At 68.8% G+C, this 22,393-nt stretch carries 23 protein-coding genes; 17 read left to right on the plus strand and 6 right to left on the minus strand.

The features are described 5' to 3' along the window. The first annotated feature begins 240 nt into the window (after positions 1-240). Together ACG04R_RS02625 and ACG04R_RS02630 are read left to right on the plus strand one after the other, a co-directional pair. The gene (locus ACG04R_RS02625; protein WP_394406240.1) at positions 241-990 is read left to right on the plus strand and encodes a response regulator transcription factor; all 750 of its coding nucleotides are present in this window, start codon (positions 241-243) and stop codon (positions 988-990) included. A gap of 109 nt (positions 991-1,099) precedes the next feature. Further along, complete coding sequence (locus ACG04R_RS02630) at positions 1,100-2,659, plus strand: thioredoxin family protein (protein WP_394406242.1); 1,560 nt, start codon at positions 1,100-1,102, stop codon at positions 2,657-2,659. Here the strand turns inward: ACG04R_RS02630 and ACG04R_RS02635 are convergent. Further along, positions 2,656-2,862 carry a hypothetical protein gene (locus tag ACG04R_RS02635; protein WP_394406244.1) on the minus strand — a complete coding sequence of 69 codons (207 nt, stop codon included), beginning with the start codon at positions 2,860-2,862 and terminating at the stop codon, positions 2,656-2,658. The genes ACG04R_RS02630 and ACG04R_RS02635 overlap by 4 nt on opposite strands. A 94-nt stretch (positions 2,863-2,956) precedes the next feature. Next, the gene (locus tag ACG04R_RS02640) at positions 2,957-3,841 is read right to left on the minus strand and encodes a LysR family transcriptional regulator (protein WP_394406245.1); all 885 of its coding nucleotides are present in this window, start codon (positions 3,839-3,841) and stop codon (positions 2,957-2,959) included. Between the two features lie 106 nt (positions 3,842-3,947). Here ACG04R_RS02640 and ACG04R_RS02645 point away from each other — a divergent pair, with 106 nt between their 5' ends. After that, complete coding sequence (locus ACG04R_RS02645) at positions 3,948-4,832, plus strand: amino acid ABC transporter substrate-binding protein (protein WP_394406247.1); 885 nt, start codon at positions 3,948-3,950, stop codon at positions 4,830-4,832. Between the two features lie 2 nt (positions 4,833-4,834). Beyond that, positions 4,835-5,542: a cysteate racemase gene (gene cuyB / locus ACG04R_RS02650; RefSeq protein ID WP_394406488.1), complete on the plus strand. Its 708-nt coding sequence runs from the start codon at positions 4,835-4,837 to the stop codon at positions 5,540-5,542. Positions 5,543-5,927: 385 nt separating this feature from the next. Here the strand turns inward: cuyB and ACG04R_RS02655 are convergent, their stop codons facing one another. Continuing rightward, positions 5,928-6,626 (minus strand): hypothetical protein, encoded by a 699-nt coding sequence (locus ACG04R_RS02655; protein WP_394406249.1) that lies wholly within the window; start codon positions 6,624-6,626, stop codon positions 5,928-5,930. A gap of 74 nt (positions 6,627-6,700) precedes the next feature. After that, positions 6,701-7,105 carry a hypothetical protein gene (locus ACG04R_RS02660; protein WP_394406250.1) on the minus strand — a complete coding sequence of 135 codons (405 nt, stop codon included), beginning with the start codon at positions 7,103-7,105 and terminating at the stop codon, positions 6,701-6,703. A 335-nt stretch (positions 7,106-7,440) separates the two neighbouring features. Here ACG04R_RS02660 and ACG04R_RS02665 point away from each other — a divergent pair, with 335 nt between their 5' ends. From ACG04R_RS02665 to ACG04R_RS02690, 6 genes are all read left to right on the plus strand, one after another. After that, positions 7,441-8,490: a DUF3667 domain-containing protein gene (locus ACG04R_RS02665; RefSeq protein ID WP_394406252.1), complete on the plus strand. Its 1,050-nt coding sequence runs from the start codon at positions 7,441-7,443 to the stop codon at positions 8,488-8,490. Between the two features lie 122 nt (positions 8,491-8,612). After that, on the plus strand, positions 8,613-10,076 hold the full coding sequence (locus ACG04R_RS02670; protein ID WP_394406254.1) for an alpha/beta hydrolase: 1,464 nt from the start codon (positions 8,613-8,615) through the stop codon (positions 10,074-10,076). Beyond that, complete coding sequence (locus tag ACG04R_RS02675) at positions 10,073-10,855, plus strand: ABC transporter ATP-binding protein (protein ID WP_394406256.1); 783 nt, start codon at positions 10,073-10,075, stop codon at positions 10,853-10,855. The genes ACG04R_RS02670 and ACG04R_RS02675 overlap by 4 nt, the downstream gene beginning before the upstream one ends. 103 nt (positions 10,856-10,958) lie before the next feature. Further along, a complete protein-coding gene (locus ACG04R_RS02680) occupies positions 10,959-12,122 on the plus strand; it encodes an ABC transporter permease (RefSeq protein WP_394406257.1) in 1,164 nt (387 codons plus the stop codon). Between the two features lie 12 nt (positions 12,123-12,134). Continuing rightward, positions 12,135-12,641, plus strand: a complete 507-nt coding sequence (locus tag ACG04R_RS02685; protein WP_394406258.1) for a metal ABC transporter substrate-binding protein — start codon at positions 12,135-12,137, stop codon at positions 12,639-12,641. Positions 12,642-12,741: 100 nt separating this feature from the next. Then, positions 12,742-12,969 carry a DUF2061 domain-containing protein gene (locus tag ACG04R_RS02690; RefSeq protein ID WP_394406260.1) on the plus strand — a complete coding sequence of 76 codons (228 nt, stop codon included), beginning with the start codon at positions 12,742-12,744 and terminating at the stop codon, positions 12,967-12,969. Here ACG04R_RS02690 and ACG04R_RS02695 read toward each other — a convergent pair. Next, positions 12,948-13,223 carry a YkgJ family cysteine cluster protein gene (locus ACG04R_RS02695; protein ID WP_394406262.1) on the minus strand — a complete coding sequence of 92 codons (276 nt, stop codon included), beginning with the start codon at positions 13,221-13,223 and terminating at the stop codon, positions 12,948-12,950. The two genes, ACG04R_RS02690 and ACG04R_RS02695, sit on opposite strands and share 22 nt — an antisense overlap. Positions 13,224-13,276: 53 nt before the next feature. Next, entirely contained in the window at positions 13,277-14,260 is a 984-nt protein-coding gene (locus ACG04R_RS02700; RefSeq protein ID WP_394406264.1) for an alpha/beta hydrolase, read from the minus strand. Positions 14,261-14,417: 157 nt separating this feature from the next. Between ACG04R_RS02700 and mnmG the strand changes: the two genes are divergently transcribed. From mnmG to ACG04R_RS02735, 7 genes are all read left to right on the plus strand, one after another. Continuing rightward, complete coding sequence (gene mnmG / locus ACG04R_RS02705; RefSeq protein WP_394406265.1) at positions 14,418-16,367, plus strand: tRNA uridine-5-carboxymethylaminomethyl(34) synthesis enzyme MnmG; 1,950 nt, start codon at positions 14,418-14,420, stop codon at positions 16,365-16,367. Further along, entirely contained in the window at positions 16,364-16,990 is a 627-nt protein-coding gene (gene rsmG, locus ACG04R_RS02710; RefSeq protein WP_394406267.1) for a 16S rRNA (guanine(527)-N(7))-methyltransferase RsmG, read from the plus strand. Before mnmG ends, rsmG begins: the two co-directional genes overlap by 4 nt. An 89-nt stretch (positions 16,991-17,079) precedes the next feature. Then, a complete protein-coding gene (locus tag ACG04R_RS02715; protein ID WP_394406269.1) occupies positions 17,080-17,853 on the plus strand; it encodes a ParA family protein in 774 nt (257 codons plus the stop codon). Between the two features lie 417 nt (positions 17,854-18,270). After that, on the plus strand, positions 18,271-19,041 hold the full coding sequence (locus tag ACG04R_RS02720) for a GNAT family N-acetyltransferase (protein WP_394406270.1): 771 nt from the start codon (positions 18,271-18,273) through the stop codon (positions 19,039-19,041). A 142-nt stretch (positions 19,042-19,183) separates the two neighbouring features. Then, entirely contained in the window at positions 19,184-20,215 is a 1,032-nt protein-coding gene (locus ACG04R_RS02725) for an OmpA family protein (protein WP_394406272.1), read from the plus strand. 20 nt (positions 20,216-20,235) lie between these two features. Continuing rightward, positions 20,236-21,282: an OmpA family protein gene (locus ACG04R_RS02730; RefSeq protein ID WP_394406274.1), complete on the plus strand. Its 1,047-nt coding sequence runs from the start codon at positions 20,236-20,238 to the stop codon at positions 21,280-21,282. A 20-nt stretch (positions 21,283-21,302) separates the two neighbouring features. After that, the gene (locus ACG04R_RS02735; RefSeq protein ID WP_394406276.1) at positions 21,303-22,328 is read left to right on the plus strand and encodes an OmpA family protein; all 1,026 of its coding nucleotides are present in this window, start codon (positions 21,303-21,305) and stop codon (positions 22,326-22,328) included. The last annotated feature ends 65 nt before the right edge of the window (positions 22,329-22,393 follow it).

Here is a 22,393-nt window from a genome sequence, read left to right on the forward strand (position 1 = left end):
CGGATGTCGGTCCGCTCGGCACGGGAATCGGAGGACTGTCAGGCGATGCGCTGCTGCCGGGTGTGTCGTTCGCACTTGGTGTCTCCCACTGACAAGCCAGTGCCAATCCTTGCCCGCCGGCCAGAGCGCGCTTCTCACAAACTGCTACAAAACTTTTCCATTTCGTTCTTGCGCTGGCTAGCATCGCTCGCCTCAGCACGATTCGCAGGTTCGATGTCCCGAACGTTCGCCCCCGCACCCATGCCGGCTGACGCCCTGGTGCGCCGCCAGCGTGTGCTGGTGGTGGCAGGCGATCTGGGAGAGCTGAAGGCCGTGACCGCGTTGCTCGGCGAACGCTTCGCGCTGTCGTTCGCCACCGACGGTTTGGGCGGCGTGCACCGCGCGCAGGGGCAGAGGCCAGACCTGATCCTGACGGATACCTGTCTGCCCGGCGTGGTGGACGGCTTCGTGGTCTGCCGCCTGCTGAAGGCCGATGCGCTGACCGCGGACATCCCGGTGATCTTCGTGTCGGCGCTGACCGCGCCCGGCGACCGGGTGCACGGCCTGGAGGTGGGCGCGGTGGACTACATCTGCAAGCCGCTGTGGCCCGCCGAAGTGCTGGCTCGCGTACAGGTGCACCTGCCCGGCTCGGCCCCCCCGGCTCCGACGGCGCGCGACCTGGACAGCGCCTTCGTCGAGGCCGCCAAGGCCTTGATCGACTCTCAGCTCAGTGCGCTGCCCTGCGCAGACCGGCTGGCCCGCGACGTGGGCCTGAGCGCGCGGCGGCTGTGCGAGATGTTCCGCCGGCACACGGGCATGACACTGCAGGCCTACATCAGCGAACAGCGCATACGCGCCAGCCTGCATCTGCTGGAGCGCACGTCCATGAGCGTCCACGCGGTGGCCTACGAGGTGGGCTTCCACACGCCGGGAAACTTCTCGACGGCCTTCCGGGCCCGCACCGGCATGACGCCACTGGCCTGGCGCCGCCAGCGCACGCTGGACTACTGAGTCCGCGCGCCAGCCGCGCGGCGCATACGCATATTCGGCACCTGCAGAACCGGCCACCCGGCGGCGGCAGACAATGGCGCATCGACACAATCGACCCACCGCAGGCCCGATGAAGCACAACCCCTGTTTCGCCGCCCTGGTGACCGCGCTGCTGCTCGTCACCGCCCCCGTCAGCCAGGCCAGCACCGGCCCTGGCGTGTCCTGGCAGGCCGCCGCCGCCGACGCCGACATCGACCGCGCCTTCGGCGACGCCAAGGCATCGAAGAAGCCCGTGCTGCTGTACTGGGGCGCCAAGTGGTGCCCGCCGTGCAACCAGCTCAAGGCGACGCTGTTCAACCGCGCGGATTTCATCGAGCAGAGCAAGGCCTTCGTCGCCGTGGGCATCGACGGTGACGCGCCCGGCGCGCAGAAGCTGGGCACGCGCTTCAAGGTGCGTGGCTACCCGACGCTGATCCTGTTCAGCCCCAACGGCAGCGAGATCACGCGCCTGCCCGGCGAGGCCGACGCGGGCCAGGTCATGAAGGTGCTGCAGCTGGGCCTGTCCAGCGGCCGGCCGGTCAAGGCCGTGCTGGCCGACGCCAGGGCCGGCCGCAAGCTCAGCGCCAACGAGTGGCGCCTGCTGGGCTTCTACGGCTGGGACACCGACGAGCAGCAACTGCTGCCAGCCAGCCAGCGCGCCGCGACGCTGGCCCAGCTCGCCAAGGCCAGCGAAGGTGTCGATGCCGAGGCCACGACGCGGCTGTGGCTGAAGTCCATCGGCACGTTGGCCGGAGGCAAGGCCAGCGCCCCCGCCCAACTGCCGCGGCTGCGCGGCGTGCTGGCCGATGCCGCGCAGTCACGCGCGCAGATGGATGTGCTGACCACCGAGGCGCCCGACCTCGTCAAGGCCGTCGCGCCTAGCACCGGCGGCACGCGTACGCAGCTCGTCGCCGAGTTCGACGCCGCGCTGAAACGGCTCAACGAGGATGCGACGCTGTCGCGCGCCGACCGCCTCAACGCGCTGCAAGGCCGCATCGACCTGGCCCGGCTGGACGTGGCCAAGGACGAACCGCACCCGCAGAACCTCCCTGCCCCGCTGCTGGCCGACGCCCGCGAGCAGGCCACCCGGGCCAACCGCGAGATCACCGACGGCTTCGAGCGCCAGGCCGTCGTGACGGAAGCGGCCTACCTGCTGGGCCGCGCCGGGCTGTGGAAGGACAGCGACGAGCTGCTGCAGTCGGCACTGGCGCGCAGCCACTCGCCCTACTACCTGATGAGCCAGCTCGGCGGCAACGCAAGGAAGCAGGGCCGCAAGGCCGATGCGCTGCGCTGGTACGAGGAAGCCTTCAACAAGAGCGAGGGCCCGGCGACGCGGCTGCAGTGGGGCGCCAACTACCTGACCGCCCTGGTCGAGCTGAGCCCGGAGGACACGCCGCGCATCGAGAAGACCGCGGGACAGCTGTTCGCCGAGGCGGCCAAGGACCCGGGCTCGTTCTACGAACGCAGCGAACGCTCGCTGAAGAAGGTCGCGACACAGCTGGCCGACTGGAACAAGAGCCCCGTGCAGGCCGCCGCCGTGGGCCGGCTCAAGGCGCAGCTCGACGGCGTCTGCGGCAGGCTGGACGGCAGCGACGCCAAGGCCAAGTCGGCCTGCCAGGGGCTGTTGGCGCCGGCCGGCAAGAAGGCCTAAGCGGCGTCCGACAGCAGCGGCTCTCGCCGCAGGTCGGCATCCACGTCCATCAGCACGCTGGCCAGCTCCAGCGTGCGCCACAGCCCTTCGGGCATGGCCAGGATGGCCTCGGGGGTGCGCGCCCGGCTGACCCAGGCGCCGATCTCGGCATGCTGCTCGTCGGTCAGCAGGCAACGGTCACGCATCTCGTCGAGTGTCTGCACGCGGGGCCTTTCATCGCGGGGGGACCGCTCATCGGGAGGTCGGAACAAGGAAGGCCGCAAGGCCCCTAAAGCGCATTGCAACATACGCCGCTCATCAGGCGTTCGAGATCACCTGCCGAAAGGCGGCGATGAAATCCGCCACCGGCCGGGGCGAGCGCAGGCCCTGCGGCTGCACGGCGCGCACCTCCACCGGCACCTCGGGCAGCAGCATGCGCACCTGCAGCCCCTCGCCCGTGGCGGCCTGCGCCGTGAATGAGTCGATGATGGCAGGGCCGAAGCCTTGCTCGGCCATGACCATGGCGATGTGATGCGTCTGCACCGTCATGCCGGCCTTGGCGGTCAGGCCCAGCCGTGACCAATGGTCGGCCAGCACGGCGCCCAGCGGGTCGCGCTCGTCGATGCGGATGAAGGGCTCGCGCAACACCTCCTGCAGCGTCACCGTCGTGCGCTTGTCGGCGCGCGTCTTGCGGGCGGAGACGCACACCAACCGGCCGGTGGCCACCAGCTCGTCCTGCAGCGCCGGGTGGGACAACTTGCCGTAGACGATGCCGACGTCGGCCTCCTGCAAGGCCATCGCGCGGGCGATGTCGTTGGAGTGCAGCGAGCGCACCGAAACCTCCATGCCGGCATGCACCTTGCGGAAGATGCGCAGCGCGTCCGGCAGCGCACGCACGGCCAGCGACGGCACGATGAGGATGCGGAACGGGCTGTCCTGGCCCTCGCGCAAGGCCGCGGCCATGCGGCGCAGCGACTCCAGCTGCAGCATCAGTGCCTGCACCTCCGGGTACAGGGCCTGGGCCTCGCGCGTGGGCACGAGCCGGCGCTTCTGGCGGGTGAACAGGGCGTAGCCCAGCTGCAGCTCGGCATGCTGCAGCGTCTGCGTGATGGCAGGCTGGGTCACGTGCAGCAGCTTGGCCGCGGCACCGACGCTGCCCGTCAGCATGACGGCGTGGAAGACTTCGACGTGTTTGATCCTCATGGCGACTTCATTAGTCCAGCTTATGAAGTGGCGGTCAAATGCGATGCACGGCGCGGAGTCGTTTTCCTAGCATTCAATGCATCCGATCCACACACCCGAGAACGCCATGAAACTCGTCGCCTACGCTGCTGCCCTCCTCGCCTGCACCACACACGGCGCCCATGCCGAGCCCGGCACGCTGGACAAGGTGAAGGCGTCCGGCACCTTCACCGTGGCCTACCGTGACTCGTCCATCCCGTTCTCCTACCTCGGCGCCGACGCCAAGCCCACGGGCTTCGGCTGGGATATCTGCGCCAAGGTGGTGGAGCAGGTGAAGAAGGCCACGGGCCGCGCGGACCTGCACGTGGCCACGCAGGCCGTCACGTCGGCCAACCGCATCCCGCTGCTGTTGAACGGCACCATCGACATCGAGTGCGGCTCCACCACCAACAACAGCAGCCGCGGCAAGCAGGTCGCGTTCTCGATCAACTACTTCTACACCGGCACGCGGCTGCTGGTGAAGGCGGGCTCACCGGTGCATGGCTTCGGCGACCTGAAGGGCAAGAAGGTCGTGTCCACCACCGGCACCACCAACATGCTGGTGCTCCGCCGGTTCAATGCCGAGGAAGAAGCCGGCTTCGAGCTGCTGGGCGCCAAGGACCATGCCGAGGCGGCGCTGCTGGTGGAACAAAGCCGCGCCGATGGTTTCGGCATGGACGACATCCTGCTGTTCGGCCTGCGCGCCAGCGCGCCCGACCCTGCCGCACTGGCCATCGTGGGCGATCCGCTGCAGGTGGAGCCCTACGCCATCATGCTGCGCAAGGACGACCCGGCATTCAAGAAGCTGGTGGACGACACCGTGGCGACGATGATGAAGAACGGCGAGTTCGAGGCGCTGTACAAGAAGTGGTTCCTGTCGCCCATCCCGCCGCGCGGCATCAACCTGAATGCGCCGATGAGCAAGGATCTGCGCGACAACCTCAAGGCCTTGTCGGACAAGCCGTCCGTGTGAGCATGGACACCGTCGGCGTTCTCGGCGGCATGGGCCCGCTGGCCACCATCGACTTCATGCGCAAGGTGCTGGAAGCCACGCCCGCCGCGCGCGACCAGGATCACGTGCCGATGATCGTGTGCAGCCTGCCGCAGATCCCGGACCGCACGGCAGCCTTTCGGGGCGACGGCGATTCGCCGCTGGATGCCATCGTCGCGTGCGGGCGGCGTCTGCAGTCGGCGGGCGCGGACCTGATCGTCATGCCCTGCAACACCGCCCATCTGTGGTTCGACGACGTACAGCAGCAACTGCAGCTGCCCATGCTGCACCTGGTGGACGCTGCACTGCGCGAGGCGCTGGACCTGGCCGGCTCCGACGCCCGCATGGGCCTGTTGGCGACGGACGCGACGATCGCCTCGGGCCTGTACATCAACCGCCGCCTGCCCGACGCGCCGCCGCCGAACTGGCTGCTGCCCACGGCCGGTGAGATGTTGGAGCTGGTCATGCCGGGCATCGAAGCCGTGAAAGCAGGCCGCCTGCCCGATGGCCAGGCGTTGCTGGCCGCTGCAGCGCGGGCATTGGCGCAGCGCGGTGCCGACGTGCTGGTGCTGGGCTGCACGGAGATCCCCCTGGTGCTGGACACGGCCGCCTGCGGCCTGCCGGTGGTGGATGCCACCGCGGCGCTGGCGCGCCAGGTCGTCGCCCGCTGCCGCGATGCAAACAGGGCCTAGCCGTCCGACATCAGCGGCTCGCGCCGCAGGTTGGCGTCCACGTCCATCACACGCTGGCCAGCTCCAGCGTGCGCCACAACCCTTCGGGCATGGCCAGGATGGCCTCGGGGTGCGCGCCTGGCTGACCCAGGCGCCGATCTCGGCATGCTGTTCATCGGTCAGCAGGCAGCGGTCACGCGTCTCGTCGAGTGTCTGCGCGCGGAGCCTTTCACCGCGGAGACGCCGTTGGGAAGGCCGGCAGCGACTGGCTGCCGGCGTTGCAGCACAGGGCGCAGGCTGGGCTGAGCTTGCGAACCCCAACGTCCTGAGTCTGGATTGGCTGGGGTTCATCGCCTTCGCAACAGCCTGCCGCGTTGAAGTAAGACAAGCACGATCAGTTTGCGGCTCAACGTTCCAGACGGGCGGCCGGCTCTTGGCTGCCCGAGTCATTGCAGGGTGGGACGTCATCGCCCCCTGTCAAATTGAGGCGCATAGAAACCACCGGCGATTGCGTCTGTACCTGGATGCCAGCCGTGTATGTTGTACCGATCCATGGAAGAACGAACGTCCGGAAACGAGCACACGCCTCGTGCATCAAGTCGAAATTGAACGTGCGGCCCCCAACAGACAACGCCACTTTGCTAACCCATGTTCGATTCACCACATCGAACACACAACCGTTGTATGTCGTCTCCCCGATCTGCGCACCAGCCAATACCGTGTGGTTAAGCATTGGATCATCAGGGGCGATCCAGGACAGCGAGCCCCAGACCGGAAAGTTGTTGCCCGGCTGCTTCATCAGTTCCTTGCGAAGGTGCTGGATGTAGTGCCGAAAATCCTCTGCAAGCGACGTGGCATCAAGGAAAATTCGCACTTCTGTCGTCTTGACGCTCAGGCCTGGAATGGACTGCGCAATCTCGCGTATGCGATGTACTGCATCAACGAACGACCAGCAGCGTTCGAACGCGACCGGCAGCCTCTCTGGCGACGACTGCAATGTCGAGCAGAGTGGATGCAAATCGGCGTGAAGGTAGTCGATGACCGCGAACGACATCGCTAGGCCATCGAGGCAGCGGATAAGGCGGGTATCGGTCGACGGACGCATATTTTCTGACGTCTAACGATTGCGTTCTTCCGCGCCGTTAGGCACCGGCTGCAGCTGCGGGTTAGGGTGCATCGCTACAGGCGAGGCCATGTAGCCCAGTCTTCGAGATGGTTCTGGAGATCTACGCCGGAACAAATGAGGCGACCGTCGTCGTGGAGCACCATATTGAGTTGCCGGTAGTCGCCGGCCGGTGTCCCCAGGTGATTGTTCCGCACGTAGGCTCTGAGAACCGGCCGATCCATGAGCAAGAAGTGCCAAACACGCCCCTTGCGCATGACGAACACAAAGTGAAGTTCCGGCGTCTGTGCATTCTGAATCGCAGTCTCCCGCACCCGAAACTGATACGCGCGCGAGGTTGCTTGTGTTCGACCAAGCGAAGTCTTCACCTGTAGACGCCACATTGCACCCGTGGCGTCGTTGACTACGAAGACATCATCGCCTTTGTCGATCTCTGGCATTGCAGCGTTGTAGCCGCGCAAGCAGAACTCACCCATTACCGCTAGGTGGCCGGCCTTCCCCGTGTATTGAGTTCCAGGCATTGATACTCCCTTTGTTGTATGCGTTCTAACGCGCTTTAGGCAGATCGTTGACGATTTACGCCAAAACATTTGAGCATGCGCCCAGGCTGGCCGCCAGGCCGTTGCCACGCACTGCCACGCACACACCTGCCAGCGCCTGTTCCCGGCGACAACCACCCAGCCACGTGAACACCGATGGCCTGCGCCAACACCTGCGGCAAACTCCGCGCCAGCGATGACCCCGCCCCGGCCGCTGGCGCCGGTGGCCGCATGACCGACGCAGGGAGGGAGCGAACATGGACGACGCGGGCTTGAACGGCCTGACTGGTGGCACCGCCGCCGTGGCGGCCTCGGCCGAGCTGGCGGGGCTGGCCGCGGGCAGCAGCAAGCACGGGCGGCATGGCCACACGGGGCGCTGCCTGAACTGCGACACGGTGCTGGCGCCCGACGCCCGTTTCTGCAGCCAGTGCGGCCAGGACACGGCCAACCACCCGCCGTCGCTGTTCGAGTTCGTGCACGAGTTCGTCAGCCACTACATCGCCGTCGAGGGCACGCTGTGGAAGAGCCTGTGGGGCCTGATGGCCAAGCCCGGCTTCCTGACGCGGGAGTACCTCGCCGGCCGCAAGCAGCGCTACGTGCTGCCGTTGCGCCTGCTGCTGACGCTGGGGTTGCTGTTCTTCCTCGCGCTCAAGCTCATGCCCGGCAGCACGCAGACGCTGGGGCTGGAGCGGGAGGTCGACGAACAGATCACCGGGGTGACCGCGCCGGCCTCTGCACCAGCAGCGGCCTCCGCTGCCGCCTCGTCGACGGCCGCCCGGGCTGCGGCCAAGCTCGACACGGCCAGGGCCCGCATCGCGAAGGCCGACGTCGAGGCCCGCATCCTCAGCCCGGAGCTGGCGGCCAGGCTGCCGCAGAGCCTGCAGGAGCGCGTCCACCACGCCGAGGCGCGCTGGCGCGCCGACCCCAAAGACGCCGTGCGCGCAATGGGCGCCACGATGCTGGGGCTGGCGCCCTACGCGGTGCTGTGCTCGCTCCCCTTCTTCGCCGGCCTGCTGAAGCTGCTGTTCTGGCGCCAGCCCTATGGCGCGCACTTCGTGTTCGCGATGCACCTGCACGCGGCCTGGTACGGCATGCTGCTGGTGGCGGTGCTGCTGCCCTGGAGCGGCGTGGTCTTCGCGGCCTGGCTGTGGTCCAACCTCTACCCCGTCGTGGCGCTGAAGCGGGTGCACGCGGCCGGCTGGATGACGACGCTGCTGCGGGCCGGACTGCTGGCGGTGCTGCACTGGGGGCTCATCAGCCTGGGCGTGATGACGCTGGTCATGGTGGGCGTGCTGGCGGGCCACTGAACACCGGCCATCCGCGGCCGGTGCCATTCGCGCCCCGCAACCCGCCATCCAACCGAGGAGCCGGACCGCCCGCAGCGGCGGCCCGCATACTGCCGCCCACCGCAGCTTCCGAGAGTTCACGCATGCGCACCCTGGGCCGCCTCGCCCTGTTCGCGGCAACGTCCCTGCTGGCCTGGCCAGCGCTGGCCGCCTCGCCGCCCCTCAAGCCCTGCCGCATCGACGGCATCCCCAACGAGCTGCTGTGCGGCAGCGCGCAGCGCCCGCTGGACCCGGCGCGGCCGGACGGCGTGAAGATCGACGTGCACTACCTCGTCGTACCGGCGATGGCGCGCAACAAGCAGCCCGACGCCGTGCTGATGCTGGCCGGCGGCCCCGGCCAGAGCGCCATCGGCATCGCCGCGCGCGTGCTGCCGCGGCTGTCACGGCTGAACAACCGACGCGACATCGTCTTCATCGACCAGCGCGGCACCGGCAAGTCGGCGCCGCTGGAATGCCACGAGGACAAGAAGCCGGCCGACACCGAGCAGCTCGACACCGCCGCGCAGATGAAGCGGCTGGACACCTGCCGCGCGGCGCTGGAGACGCTGCCCTACGGGCGCGACGGCGGCCTGCGCTTCTTCACGACGACGATCGCGATGCAGGACATGGACGCCGTGCGCGAACAACTGGGCGTGCCGCAGTGGAACCTCATCGGCGGCAGCTACGGCACGCGCGCCGCGCTGGAGTACCTGCGCCAGTTCCCGACCAAGGTGCGCCGCACTGTCATCGACGGCGTGGCGCCGCCGGACATGGTGCTGCCCGCCAGCTTCTCGCCGGACACGCAGGCCGCGCTGGAAAAGCTCTTCGACGCCAACGCCAAGACCCACCCGCAGCTGCGCGCCGACTGGCAGGCGCTGCTGGCCTCGCTGCCCCGCGCCGTCACGGTGGCGCACCCACTGACGGGCAAGCCCGAGCACTTCACCGTTGACCGCGACCTGCTGCTGCGCGCCGTGCGTGCACCGCTGTACCAGCCGTCGCTGGCCGCAGCGCTGCCGGCCGCGCTGCACGCGGCTGCCACCGAGGGCCGCTTCGAAAGCCTGTTCGGCCTCACGTCGGCGTTCGGCGGCGGCAAGGGCGTGCAGCTGGCGACGGGCATGCACTTCTCCGTCATCTGCGCGGAAGACTACCCGCGCCTGCCGCAGGCCACCGACCGGCCCGGCGCGGACTACGGCCGGCTGGACGCCGAGCTCTACGCCCGCGTCTGCAAGACCTGGCCCCAGGGCGAGGTGCCGGCGGCGTTCTACACGCTGCCGCCCGCGCCCAGCCCCGTGCTCGTGCTCAGCGGCGGCGCCGACCCCGTCACGCCGCCGCGCCACGGCGAGCATGTGGCGAAGGCCCTGGCCAGCGGCCACCCGGAGCGCGTGCAGCATGTCGTCGTGCCCGAGTCGGGCCACGGCGTGATGGCCATCGGCTGCATGCGCGACGTCATGTTCCGCTTCATCGACGCCAAGACGGACGCCGCGGCGCTGCCGCAGGACGCCGGCTGCGCGACCCGCATCCCCCGCCCGACCGCCTTCCAGCCCGTGCAGCAGGAGGCCACGCCATGATCGAGATCCAGGACGTTCACAAGCAGTTCACCAGCCGCACCGGTGCGGGCCTGTTCAAGCGCGGCACCAAGCGCGTCGTGCAGGCCGTGCAGGGCGTGACGCTGCAGGCCGGCGACGGCCGCATCACGGGCCTGCTGGGCGCCAACGGGGCCGGCAAGACGACCACGCTGCGCATGCTGGCCGGGCTGTTCCCGCCGGACGCAGGTCACATCGCCGTCGACGGCATCGTCGTGAAGGACGAGTCACTGAAGGCTTTGGCCCGCATGGGCATCCTCGGCGACGCGCACGGGCTGTACCCGCGGCTGTCGGCGCGCGAGAACATCGTCTACTTCGGCCGCCTGCAGGGCATGGATGCCGACACGGCCAACGCACGCGCCACGGAGCTGGGCAAGCTGCTGGAGATGCAGGCCATCCTGGACCGCCGCGCCGACGGTTTCAGCCAGGGCGAGCGCATGAAGACGGCGTTGGCGCGCGCGCTGGTGCACGACCCCGCCAACATCGTGCTGGACGAACCCACCAACGGCCTGGACGTGCTGGCCACGCGCGGCCTGCGCGAGGCGCTGCGCTGGCTGCGCAGCCCCGAGGGCGGCGGCAAATGCATCGTCTTCTCCACGCACATCATGCAGGAGGTGGAGCAGCTGTGTGACGAGGTGGTCGTCGTCTCCAAAGGCCGCAGCGTGGCGCGGGGCAGCGTGCCGGCACTGCTGGAACAGGCCCAGGCGTCCCGCTTCGAGGACGCCTTCGTGAAGCTCGCATTCCCTGAAGAGGTCACACCATGAAATACACGACTGGCCATACGCGGGCCGAGCGCCGGGCCGCTCCCAAGCCGGCCCGCATCCCCTCGGGGGATCGGCCGATGTACTCATCGGACGAGGGGCTGACATGACTCAGACCTGGATCGTTTTTGCGAAGGAACTCGCCGACGCGCTGCGCGACCGTCGCACGCTGCTGCGCATCCTCATCCCCGCGCTGATGATGGGGCCGCTGCTGCTGGCCGCGCTGTCCAGCCTGATCGCGTCGCTGGAGGAACGCGCGGACCGCCGCGAGATCCTGGTCGTGGGCATGGCGCAGGCGCCGACGCTGCAGAACTTCATCGAGCGGCAGACCTACACGGTCAAGGAGGCGCCCAAGGACTACGAGGCCCGGCTGCGCGCGACGACGCTGCTGGAGCCGGTGCTGGTGGTGCCGGCCGACTTCGAGGCCAAGCTGCTCAAGGGCGAGGCGCCGACGGTGGAGATCGTCAGCGACAGCGCCAACCAGCGCGCCGGCGCGGGCGTCGGCCCCATCCAGCGCCTGCTGCAGGGCTTCAACAACGAGCGGGCGTCGCTGAGCCTGGCGATGCGCGGTGTGTCCATCTCGCTGCTGCAGCCGGTCGACATCGAGGAGCGCGACCTCGCCAGCGTGCAGGCCCGCGCCACGCGGCTGACCAGCATGATCCCGATGTTCATCGTCATGGCCGTGCTCTACGGCGCACTGACCGCCGCGCTGGACAGCACCGCCGGCGAGCGCGAGCGCGGCTCGCTGGAGCCGCTGCTGATGAACCCGGCCCCGCACGGCGCCATCGTCGTCGGCAAGTGGGGTGCCGTCGCGCTGCTGGGCCTGGTGGTGGCGCTGCTGTCGTCGCTGAGCTTCATCCCGGCGCAGTGGCTGCTGAAGAGCGATGTGCTGCAGGCGCAGTTCCAGTTCGGCATGGGCGAGGTGCTGGCCTTCTGGCTGCTGCAGTTCCCGCTGGCCGCCGGCCTGTCGGCGCTGCTGATGGCGCTGGCCATCCGCTCCAAGACCTTCAAGGAGGCGCAGGCCGGCAGCACGCTGGTCGTCACGGCCATCAGCCTGACGCCCATGGTCAGCCTGCTGAACCCCGGCGGCGACGCACCCTGGTACCTATGGGTGCCGGGCCTGGCGCAGAACACGCTGATGCTGCAAGTGCTCAAGGGCGAGGTGCTGCGCTGGAGCCAGGTGCTGCCGGGCGTGGTTGTCGGCTTCGCCATGGCGGCCCTTGCTTTGCTTTACGTGGCGCGGTCCATGCGGGCAGCGGTCGCGCGGTAAGCTGCGCGGCCCATGAAACGCATCGTCTCCCTGGCCGCCACGGCGCTGCTGCTGTCCGGCTGCGGCAGCTTCCAAGCCTTCCAACCCGCCACGCCGCCGGACTACACCGGCGCGACGGCCAACGTGGCCGACCAGGTCGTCGTCGTCAGCCCGCAGCGGCTGCACGTCTTCGAGATCACGCAGGTCGACGGCCGGCGCCTCGCCAGCAGCAGCACGGCCAGCACGCGGGCCGGCAAGGGCAGCGGCATGACGGTGACGCCGGTCTCGCTGACCAACGAGCTGCCGCTGCGCGAAACCAGGGTGCGGCTGCAGGCCGCGGTGCAGTACGCCTCGCCCGTGGTGTCCATGTCGAACCCGAGTTGCCGCACGGTCGGCGAGGTGAGCTTCACGCCCGTGGAAGGCAGGCGCTACACCGTCAACGGCCGCATCGCCGCCGATGCCTGCGAGGTCTGGATCGAGGACCTGGAGACGAAGCAGCCCGTCACCGGGAAGGTCACCGGGCCGGGCACGAGCCGCTAGGCCCACCGGCACCCATCGCCGGGATAGCCGCAAGCGATTGGCCGGCGGCGATGAGAATCATTAGCATCCAGCTATTCGATTCACTCAAGCGATAGCCACCATGGCCAAGACTCTCAGCTTCGGCGTCATGCACCTGGGCACCTCGTTCACGGTGACCTATGCGCTGACCGGCAGCATCGCGGTGGCCGGTGCGGTCACGTTCGTCGAGCCGCTGGCCAACACGGTGCTGCACTACTTCTTCGACAAGTACTGGGACCACCCGCGCTTCGAGGCATGGCGGGCGAGCTTCGGCCGCGGCCGGGCCGTTCAGCTGCTGCCGGAGGCCTGAGACGGCGCCGTCTGCTGCTCCATCCAGCCCAGCCAACGCATCGCCTGCTCGCGGCTGTCGCCGCACATCTCCTCGTGCGGCGGCAGCGAGCCGCAGACGGCCGGGCGCTCAGGCCGGCCGAAGATGCGGCAGCGCAGTTCATCGTCGAGCTGCACGCAGCGCACGCCTGCGGGCTTGCCTTGCGGGTGGCCCGGGATGGGCGAGCTGATCGATGGGGCGATGCAGCAGGCGGCGCAATGGGGGCGGCAGTCCATGGCCGGATTGTCGTGGCGGACGAGCGCCCTCAGCGCTGCTGGGGCTGGCCCGGTCAGTCGATCTTCTTCTTGCGCAGCTCCCAAGCCGGGTCGGTGCACAGGCCGCACTGCGCGCCGACGAAGGCGCGGGCGGCCTGCCGGTCGCCGCGCAGCTGCCAATCCAGCCAGGCGACGACGGCGGTTGCCGCCTTGCCGCCGTTGGGCTGCCCGTAGGTGCCGCCGTGGCCGACACCCAGCAGGTTGGCCATGGCCACCGGCACGTGGTTGATGCGGGCGAAATCGTCCATGCCGTTGTCATAGGCGATGTCGCTCGGGCCGCCAAGGATGTAGAGCGTCGGCGTGTGCAGTACATCGAGATGGGACTTGGGCACATCCATCTCGGGGACGTTGAAGCCGGTGCCCGGCCTGAAGAGGCCGCTGTTCATGACCACCACCGTGCGCACACGCGGATCGCCAGCAATGCGCAGCGCCTGGATGCCGCCGCAGCTGTAGCCGGACGCGGCCACCGCCCGCTCGTCGAACTTGCCGAAGTAGGGGCTCTTCGGGTCGGCGTTCTGCGCCGTGGCCCAGTCGATGGCCGCCAGCATGCCGGTGTAGCTCGTGGGCAGCGCCGCCATGATGGGGCGGCCCTGCGCGTCGAGCTGGCGCGGCGCGGCGGGCTGTGCCGGCGCTGCGGCACCCGGGCCGACGTGGATGCGGCCGAGCGCAATCGCCACGTAGCCGTGTGAGGCGATCTCCAGCAGGTGCAAGCGCGCCATGGCGCCATCGTCGGAGCAGGCACCATTGCCGAACACGTAGAGCCCGAGCTGCCGCGGCTTCACGCCGTCCAGCCTTGCGGGACGGTAGACGACGTGATCGGGCAACGAGACGGTTTCCTCCTTCAAGGCCGGGAACGGCCCGCTGCCCGGAGGATCGCCCGCCTCGGCCTGCGGCGCGGACGCTGCGGGCGCGGCCGGTTGGGCGTGGGCCGTGATGGCGAGTGCGCCGGCGAGCAGCAGCGCGAATGCTGACGGGAAAGCGGGGCGGGAGCGTGTCATGCAGAGACCTCGTGATGAAGGCCTGCACGACGGCCATCGTGCAGGCCGGCATTCTCCCTGCCCGAGAAATCCGGCGGGTGACTTATCCACAGCCACTTCGTAAAATTCGCGGTTCGCCTGGGCGCCCTGCCCAAGCGATCGCTCTTGCAGGAAACAGATGCTCTACCCCAAGGAATTCGATGTCATCGTCGTCGGCGGCGGCCATGCCGGCACCGAGGCGGCGCTGGCCGCCGCGCGCATGGGTGCGGCCACACTCCTGCTGACCCACAACATCGAGACCCTGGGCCAGATGAGCTGCAACCCGAGCATCGGCGGCATCGGCAAGGGCCACCTCGTCAAGGAGGTCGACGCGCTGGGCGGCGCGATGGCGCTGGCCACCGATGAAGGTGGCATCCAGTTCCGCATCCTCAACGGTTCCAAGGGTCCGGCCGTGCGCGCCACCCGCGCCCAGGCCGACCGCATCCTCTACAAGGCTGCCATCCGTCGCCGGCTGGAGAACCAGCCCAACCTGATGCTGTTCCAGCAGGCGGTGGACGACCTGATGGTCGAGGGCGACCGCGTCGTCGGCGCCGTCACGCAGGCCGGCATCCAGTTCCGCGCGCGCGCCGTCGTGCTGACGGCCGGCACCTTCCTGGACGGCCGCATCCACGTCGGCCTGCAGAACTACAGCGCCGGCCGCGCCGGTGACCCGCCGGCCGTGAGCCTGTCGGCCCGGCTGAAGGAGCTGAAGCTGCCGCAGGGCCGGCTCAAGACCGGCACGCCGCCGCGCATCGACGGCCGCACGATCGACTTCTCGAAGTGCGAGGCCCAGCCCGGTGACCTGGAGCCGGTGCCCGTGTTCAGCTTCATCGGCAACCGGGAGATGCACCCGCAGCAGGTGCCGTGCTGGATCACGCACACCAACCTGAAGACCCACGAGATCATCCGCAGCGGCTTCGACCGCAGCCCGATGTTCACCGGCGTCATCGAGGGCGTGGGCCCGCGCTACTGCCCCAGCATCGAGGACAAGGTCAACCGCTTCGCCGACAAGGACTCGCACCAGATCTTCCTGGAGCCCGAGGGCCTGACGACGCACGAGTTCTACCCGAACGGCATCTCCACCTCCCTGCCCTTCGACATCCAGCTCGCCGCCGTGCGCAGCATCCCCGGCCTGGAGAACGCCGACATCCTGCGCCCCGGCTACGCCATCGAGTACGACTACTTCGACCCGCGCGGGCTGAAGGCGTCGTTCGAGACCAAGGTCATCCAGGGGCTGTTCTTTGCCGGACAGATCAACGGCACGACTGGCTACGAGGAGGCCGCGGCCCAAGGCCTGTTCGCCGGCCTGAACGCGGCGCTGCAAGTCCGCGGCGACGGCCCGTGGACGCCCGCGCGCGACCAGGCCTACCTGGGCGTGCTGGTGGACGACCTCATCACCAAGGGCGTCACCGAGCCCTACCGGATGTTCACCAGCCGCGCCGAGTTCCGGCTGCAGCTGCGCGAGGACAACGCCGACCTGCGCCTGACCGAGGTCGGCCGCCAGCTGGGCCTGGTGGACGACGAACGCTGGGCCGCCTTCAACCGCAAGCGCGACGCTGTTTCACGTGAAACCGAGAAGCTCAAGAGCACGTGGGTTCACCCCGGCGTGTTGCCGGCGGCGGATGCCGAGCGGCTGGTCGGCAAGGCGCTGGAGCGTGAGTACAACCTGGCCGACCTGCTGCGCCGGCCGGGTGTCGTGTTCGACACGGTCGCCGAGGTCGCCGCGATTGCCCGACCTGACGCCGGTGTTTCACGTGAAACCTTGAACACCGAGCTGGGCGCTGAACTGGCGGCCCTCGTCACCGAACAGGTCGAGATCAGCACCAAGTACGCCGGCTACATCAACAAGCAGGTCGACGACGTCGCCCGTGCTGCCCACTTCGAGCACCTGAAGCTGCCGGAAGAGCTGGACTACAGCCTGGTCCACGCGCTCTCCTTCGAGGCCCGCCAGAAGTTGAACAAGCACCGCCCCGAGACATTGGGCCAGGCCTCGCGCATCTCCGGCATCACGCCGGCCGCGATATCGCTGCTGCTGGTGCACCTGAAGAAGGGCAAGTTCAAGGGCTTCACCGAGGCGGAAGCGGCATGAGGGAGACGCTCGGAAGCGCCGCCCGCGAACTCGGCCTCGAACTCAGTGACTCCCAGGTCGACCAGCTGCTGGCCTACCTGGCCCTGCTGCAGAAATGGAACAAGGTCTACAACCTGACGGCCGTGCGTGACCCGGCGCAGATGCTGAGCCACCACCTGGTGGACAGCCTCTCCGTCATCGCGCCGCTGAAGCGCCACGGCGCACCGGCCCGGCTGATGGACGTCGGCGCCGGCGGCGGCCTGCCGGGCGTCGTCATCGCCATCTGCTGCCCCGATACCGACGTGAGCTGCGTGGACGCCGTCGCCAAGAAGGCCACCTTCATCCAGCAGGTGGCGGCCGAACTGAAGCTGCCCAACCTGCATGGCGTGCACAGCCGCGTAGAGCAGCTGGCCACTGAGCCGTTCGGCGTCATCACGTCGCGCGCCTTCGCGTCACTGGTCGACTTCACCACGCTGACCCGCCAGCACCTCGCCGAAGGTGCCGTCTGGATGGCCATGAAGGGCCAGCATCCGGCCGACGAGATCGCCGCGCTGCCGGCCGACGTGGATGTGTTTCACGTGGAACAACTGGCCGTGCCCGGCCTGGATGCCCAGCGCTGCATCGTCTGGATGCGGCCGCGCTGAGCCCTGACTGACGCACTTTCGCGGGTCGAGCCCCAGGGCTGGCCCGCCTTCCGCCCGGTACGATGCCGGTTGTTCCCGGGACCCTCGCCATGGCCAAGATTTTCTGCATCGCCAACCAGAAGGGTGGCGTCGGCAAGACCACCACCACCGTCAACCTCGCCGCCGGCCTGGCGCAGATCGGCCAGCGCGTCCTCGTCGTCGACCTGGACCCGCAGGGCAACGCGACCATGGGCTCCGGCATCGACAAGCGCAAGCTGGAGCTGACCGTCTACGACGTGCTGCTGGAGTCCGCCTCCATCGCCGAGGCCAAGGCCCATGCCGACAAGGCGGGCTACGACGTGCTGGGCGCCAACCGCGAACTGGCGGGCGCCGAGGTGGACCTGGTGGCGCTGGAGCGCCGCGAGGCCCGACTGAAGGCCGCGCTGGCCGAGGCCGGCAAGGACTACGACTTCGTCCTCATCGACTGCCCGCCGTCGCTGTCCATGCTGACGCTGAACGGCCTGTGCAGCGCGCATGGCGTCATCGTGCCGATGCAGTGCGAGTACTTCGCGCTGGAGGGCCTGACGGACCTGGTCAACACCATCAAGCAGATCCACGCCAACCTGAACGCCGACCTGGAGATCATCGGCCTGCTGCGCGTCATGTTCGACCCGCGCATCACGCTGCAGCAGCAGGTCAGCGACCAGCTCAAGGCCCACTTCGGCAACAAGGTCTTCGACTCGGTCATCCCGCGCAACGTGCGCCTGGCCGAGGCGCCCAGCTACGGGCTGCCGGGCGTCGTGTTCGACCCCAGCTCCAAGGGCGCGCAGGCCTTCATCGACTTCGCCAAGGAGATGGTGAGGCGGATCGAGACGATGCGGTGAAACCCATTGGCTTGACCTGCTGGTCGCGATTAGCCGTACTGGGTCTGACATGCGGCATTGCGTCGGCCGCACACGCGGCACAACTCGTCCACTTCTGCGGCATTGCACAGATGGACAGGCCATCGCGCACAGAGTTGCGCGTCTATTTCGACGTACCGGATCCTGCCTTTCCTAGAAGAAAAAGGATCGTTTCCGACGCCGCCGGCCAGGAGCGTGATGTTCCGATTGCTGCGAACGATGGGAACTTGCTTGTAAAACCGGGGGAGAGACTGTCGATGTCTGACGGCCATCACGTGAGCTGCGTCGTCAGGGTCGAACAAGATGGCCCTGCTTTGCGCGCGAAATTTAGGTTGACGGTGTGCATGCCAAATCTGCCATGCGATCGCTCGGACAGAGAGTTTGAGTTCGCAGCTACCGATGACTGACATTCGCAGCAGCGTCCCAAAGCCAGAGTTAGCCCTCCGCGCCGAACTCGCCGGCCTGGACGCCTCCGCGCCACCACAGGAAGCAAACATCGACGGCTGGCTGATCCGCCTGTCGCCTGGCAAGGCCAAGCGCTCGCGCTGCATCAACGCGCTGCGCCAGGGCACGGTGCCGCTGGACGATCTGCTGGCCCGCTGCCAGCAGGCCTACGACGCCGCCGGCCTGCCGCTGGCCGTGCGCGTGACGCCCTGGAGCCAGCCGGCCGACCTGGACGCCCGCCTCGCCGCCAAGGGCTGGGGCGCGTTCGACGCGGCCGACGTGATGCTGCTGGACCGCCTCGTGCCCGAGCCCGCACCGGTCACGCTCCAGGCGCTGGACGCCCCGGCCTACGCCGCCCTCGTCGGCGCACTGCGCGGATCATCCGACACGGCCATCGCGGCGCACGCCGAGCGCATCGCTAATGCGCCAGTCACCTACCAGGGCTTCGCGCTGAACGACGCGGCCGGCGCGGTGCTGGCCTGCGGCCAGATGGTCGTCGACGGCGACCTCGTCGGCCTCTACGACATCGCGTCGGCCGTGCCCCGGCAAGGCCACGGCGAGCGCCTGTGCCGCGCGCTGCTGGCCCTCGCGCACGCACAAGGCGCCCGGCAGGCCTACCTGCAGGTGGGCAGCGACAACGCCGTCGCCCAGCGGCTCTACGCGCGCATGGGTTTCGTCTTCGCCTATCGGTATCACTACCGCAGCCCCGAGCGCGAGCTGGTCTGAAGGCAGCGGCCAGGGGCCGCGTCAGACCTTGTCACCAATTCGGCCGGATTCACCAGCCCGTGTCCCATGTTTGCAGGTCGGCCCCGCCACGGGCCGGCGCGTTGGCTGCGTCAACATCGCGCCACCCCACCCCCTGCAGCTCATGACGCCTACCCGCGCCGCTCTCGCCCTCCTCGCCTCTCTCTCGCTCGCCACCACGGCACTGGCCGAAGCCCCCAAGGCCGACGTCGCCAGGAGCGCGGACCACCCCGTCCTCAAGCGCTTCACCGGCAGCGTGCTTGCAGGCTACGCGCAGCAGGACTGGGAGCAACGCAGCTTCCCGGACGCCAGCGGCGTGTCCAAAAGCGACGACAAGTTCAACCGCCCGGTGAACATCGAAGGCAAGGTGACACGTCTGTTCTACCTGGCGCCCGTGGGCAAGAGTCCGCTGGAGGTCTACCGCAACTACCAGCAGGCGCTGGCCGCTGCCGGCTTCAAGGTGACCTGGCAGTGCGAAAGCGAGGCCCAGGGCTGCGCCAAGGCCTACTTCGCCCTCGACAAGTACGAACGCATGAAGGGCATGCGCTGGGCCGAGGGTGACCTGCCCGCCACCGGCGGCGAACACGCCGGCAGCAGCTGGAGCCTGGCCGGCGCCATCAGCTACGAGCAGGGCCGCATGCTGGTGGGCGCGCTTGCCAGCGGTGGCCGTTCGCTGAACCTGCTGCTCTACACCTCGGTCGCGGAGAACACCCACACCGGCCGCGCCGCCACCTACATCGAGATCGTCGAGCCCAAGGCCATGCCCACCGGCCAGGTCACGGTGGACGCCAAGGCCCTCGGCCTCGGCCTGCAGGCCGAGGGGAAGATCGCCCTCTACGGCCTGTTCTTCGACACCGGCAAGACCGACATCAAGCCCGACAGCAACGCGCAGCTGGACCAGATGGCCGCCGTGCTGAAGGCCCAGCCGGCGTTGAAGGTGCTGATCGTCGGCCACACCGACAACGTCGGCAGCATCGACGCCAACCTCGCGCTCAGCGAGGGGCGCGCGAAGGCGGTGGTGGCGGCGCTCACGCAACGCGGCATTGCGGCCGGCCGCCTCCAGGCCCGCGGCATCGCCAACTTCTCACCCGTGGCGTCCAACGCCGCCGAGGACGGCCGGGCCAGGAACCGGCGCGTCGAGATGGTCGTCCAGTAACCCCTCACGGAGCCCACGCCATGACGATGCGAACCCTCGCCCTGCCCACTGCCCTGCTGACACTGGCGCTCACCGCACCCGCTGCCCGCGCAATGGAAGGCATGCCCACCGCCGACGTGAAAGGCGGCGTCGACCACCCCGTCATCAGCCGCTTCACCGGCAGCCTGCTCGTCGGCTACGGCCAGCAGGACTGGGCCGCCACCGTGCTGCCGGGTGCCGGCGGCACCTCCAAGACCGAGCGCAACAAGTTCGCCGACCCGGTGCAGCTCGAAGGCAGGATCACGCGGCTGTTCTACCTCAGCCCCGAAGGCAAGACGCCGCTGGAAGTGTTCCGCAACCAGCAGCAGGCCCTGATGGCCGCCGGCTTCAAGCCGCGCTTCCTGTGTGAGGTCAAGGACTGCCTCGCGCCCGCCTATTTCGCGATCACTGACGAGGACCGCGGCAAGTCCATGAACTGGGCCAAGGGCTACCTCGTCGGTGTCAGAGGCAGCAACTTCAAGGGCGCGCGCTGGGGCATTCCGATGTCCATCACCTGGGAGGAAGGCCACATCCTGGCCGGCACGCTGAGCCGCGGCGGCACGACGCTGCAGGTCCTCGTCTTCACGTCGCAGGCCGCCAACGAGTACACCGACCGCGCCGCCAGCTACATCGAGATCGTCGAGCCCAAGGCCATGCCCACGGGCCAGGTCACCGTCGACGCCAAGGCCATCGCGTCGGGGCTGCAGGCCGAGGGCAAGGTGACACTGAATGGCATCCTGTTCGACACCGGCAAGACCGAGCTCAAGCCCGACAGCAACGCGCAGCTGGACCAGATGGTGGCCGCGCTGAAGGCCCAGCCTGCGGCCAAGGTCTTCATCGTCGGCCACACCGACAACGTCGGCAGCGTGGACGCCAACGTCAAGCTCAGCCAGGGTCGTGCGCAGGCCGTCGTCGCGGCGCTCACGCAGCGCGGCATCGCCGCCAACCGGCTGGCCGCCTACGGCAACGCCGGCTACGCGCCGGTGGCGTCCAACGCCAGCGAGGACGGCCGAGCGAAGAACCGCCGCGTCGAGATGGTGCTGCAATAACTTTTCAATCCGGCTGACCGATGAAAGCCACCTCCCGCCTCGCCGCCACGCTGCTGGCCGCCGCCTTCGCCACCGCAGCCTCGGCCGCCGACAAGCCCGTCACCGACGTCACCGGCGCCACGGACCACCCGCTCATCAAACGCTTCACCGGCTCCTGGCTGGCCGGCCAACGCATCTCGAACTGGGACGCTGCCCAGCTGCCCGGCAGCGCCGAGCTGTCCAAGGCCGACGCGCGCCAGTACCGCGAGCCGATCAACCTCGAAGGCAGGATCACCCGCACGCTCTACATCGCGCCGCGCGGCAAGTCGGCGCTGGAGGTGTGGCGCAACTACGAGCAGGCGCTCACCGCTGCCGGCTTCAGGAAGCGCTTCGCGTGCGAGGCCAAATGCGCCGACCTCTACTTCGCGTGGTGGAAGACCAGCGAGCCCAACAAGGGCATGACCTGGGCCAGGGGCGATATCGAGACCCCCACCGGCAACCGCTACAGCCTCACCTCGGCCACGTCCGTCGAGGACGGCCGCATGCTCGTCGGCACGCTGGGCAAGCCGGGGCAGGAAACGCATGTGCTGCTCTACAACTCGCTGGCCGCCAACGCCTCGACCGGCCTTGTCGCGACCTACCTCGAGATCATCGAACCCAAGTCCATGGCCACCGGCCAGGTCACGGTGGACCCCGCCGCGCTGCAGGCCGGCCTCGCCGCGGAAGGCCGCGTCACGCTGACCGGCCTGTTCTTCGACACCGGCAGGACCGAGCTCAAGACCGAGTCCAAGCCCCAGCTCGACGCGATGGCCGAGCTGCTGAAGAGCCAGCCCACGCTGAAGGCCTGGATCGTCGGCCACACCGACAACGTCGGCGCCTTCGAGGCCAACGAGAAGCTCAGCCTGGCCCGCGCGCAGGCCGTCGTCGCGGCGCTGACGGCGGCGCCGTACAAGGTCGACGGCAAGCGGCTGACGGCCAAGGGCCTGGCCTCGCTGGCGCCCGTGGCGGGCAACGGCGACGACACGGGCAAGGCGAAGAACCGGCGCGTGGAGCTGGTGGCGCAGTGATGCCATGCGTGCCGCCGCCGAGATTACGGCAGGCCGCGAACATCGGGCGGACGGACGCGGCGCTG

This window comes from Pelomonas candidula (assembly GCF_043555985.1).
In the GTDB taxonomy this organism is placed as follows: domain Bacteria; phylum Pseudomonadota; class Gammaproteobacteria; order Burkholderiales; family Burkholderiaceae_C; genus Pelomonas; species Pelomonas candidula.

Excerpts from the sequence above, each read along its gene's own strand:
- ACG04R_RS02700 (WP_394406264.1), bottom strand. The coding sequence starts at position 14,260 with ATGACACGCTCCCGCCCCGCTTTCCCGTCAGCATTCGCGCTGCTGCTC.
- ACG04R_RS02675 (WP_394406256.1), top strand. The coding sequence starts at position 10,073 with ATGATCGAGATCCAGGACGTTCACAAGCAGTTCACCAGCCGCACCGGT.
- ACG04R_RS02625 (WP_394406240.1), top strand. The coding sequence starts at position 241 with ATGCCGGCTGACGCCCTGGTGCGCCGCCAGCGTGTGCTGGTGGTGGCA.
- ACG04R_RS02735 (WP_394406276.1), top strand. The coding sequence starts at position 21,303 with ATGAAAGCCACCTCCCGCCTCGCCGCCACGCTGCTGGCCGCCGCCTTC.
- ACG04R_RS02645 (WP_394406247.1), top strand. The coding sequence starts at position 3,948 with ATGAAACTCGTCGCCTACGCTGCTGCCCTCCTCGCCTGCACCACACAC.
- ACG04R_RS02720 (WP_394406270.1), top strand. The coding sequence starts at position 18,271 with ATGACTGACATTCGCAGCAGCGTCCCAAAGCCAGAGTTAGCCCTCCGC.
- ACG04R_RS02730 (WP_394406274.1), top strand. The coding sequence starts at position 20,236 with ATGACGATGCGAACCCTCGCCCTGCCCACTGCCCTGCTGACACTGGCG.
- cuyB (WP_394406488.1), top strand. The coding sequence starts at position 4,835 with ATGGACACCGTCGGCGTTCTCGGCGGCATGGGCCCGCTGGCCACCATC.
- ACG04R_RS02725 (WP_394406272.1), top strand. The coding sequence starts at position 19,184 with ATGACGCCTACCCGCGCCGCTCTCGCCCTCCTCGCCTCTCTCTCGCTC.
- ACG04R_RS02680 (WP_394406257.1), top strand. The coding sequence starts at position 10,959 with ATGACTCAGACCTGGATCGTTTTTGCGAAGGAACTCGCCGACGCGCTG.
- ACG04R_RS02690 (WP_394406260.1), top strand. The coding sequence starts at position 12,742 with ATGGCCAAGACTCTCAGCTTCGGCGTCATGCACCTGGGCACCTCGTTC.
- ACG04R_RS02670 (WP_394406254.1), top strand. The coding sequence starts at position 8,613 with ATGCGCACCCTGGGCCGCCTCGCCCTGTTCGCGGCAACGTCCCTGCTG.
- ACG04R_RS02630 (WP_394406242.1), top strand. The coding sequence starts at position 1,100 with ATGAAGCACAACCCCTGTTTCGCCGCCCTGGTGACCGCGCTGCTGCTC.
- ACG04R_RS02665 (WP_394406252.1), top strand. The coding sequence starts at position 7,441 with ATGGACGACGCGGGCTTGAACGGCCTGACTGGTGGCACCGCCGCCGTG.
- ACG04R_RS02655 (WP_394406249.1), bottom strand. The coding sequence starts at position 6,626 with ATGCGTCCGTCGACCGATACCCGCCTTATCCGCTGCCTCGATGGCCTA.
- ACG04R_RS02695 (WP_394406262.1), bottom strand. The coding sequence starts at position 13,223 with ATGGACTGCCGCCCCCATTGCGCCGCCTGCTGCATCGCCCCATCGATC.
- rsmG (WP_394406267.1), top strand. The coding sequence starts at position 16,364 with ATGAGGGAGACGCTCGGAAGCGCCGCCCGCGAACTCGGCCTCGAACTC.
- ACG04R_RS02715 (WP_394406269.1), top strand. The coding sequence starts at position 17,080 with ATGGCCAAGATTTTCTGCATCGCCAACCAGAAGGGTGGCGTCGGCAAG.
- mnmG (WP_394406265.1), top strand. The coding sequence starts at position 14,418 with ATGCTCTACCCCAAGGAATTCGATGTCATCGTCGTCGGCGGCGGCCAT.
- ACG04R_RS02640 (WP_394406245.1), bottom strand. The coding sequence starts at position 3,841 with ATGAGGATCAAACACGTCGAAGTCTTCCACGCCGTCATGCTGACGGGC.
- ACG04R_RS02685 (WP_394406258.1), top strand. The coding sequence starts at position 12,135 with ATGAAACGCATCGTCTCCCTGGCCGCCACGGCGCTGCTGCTGTCCGGC.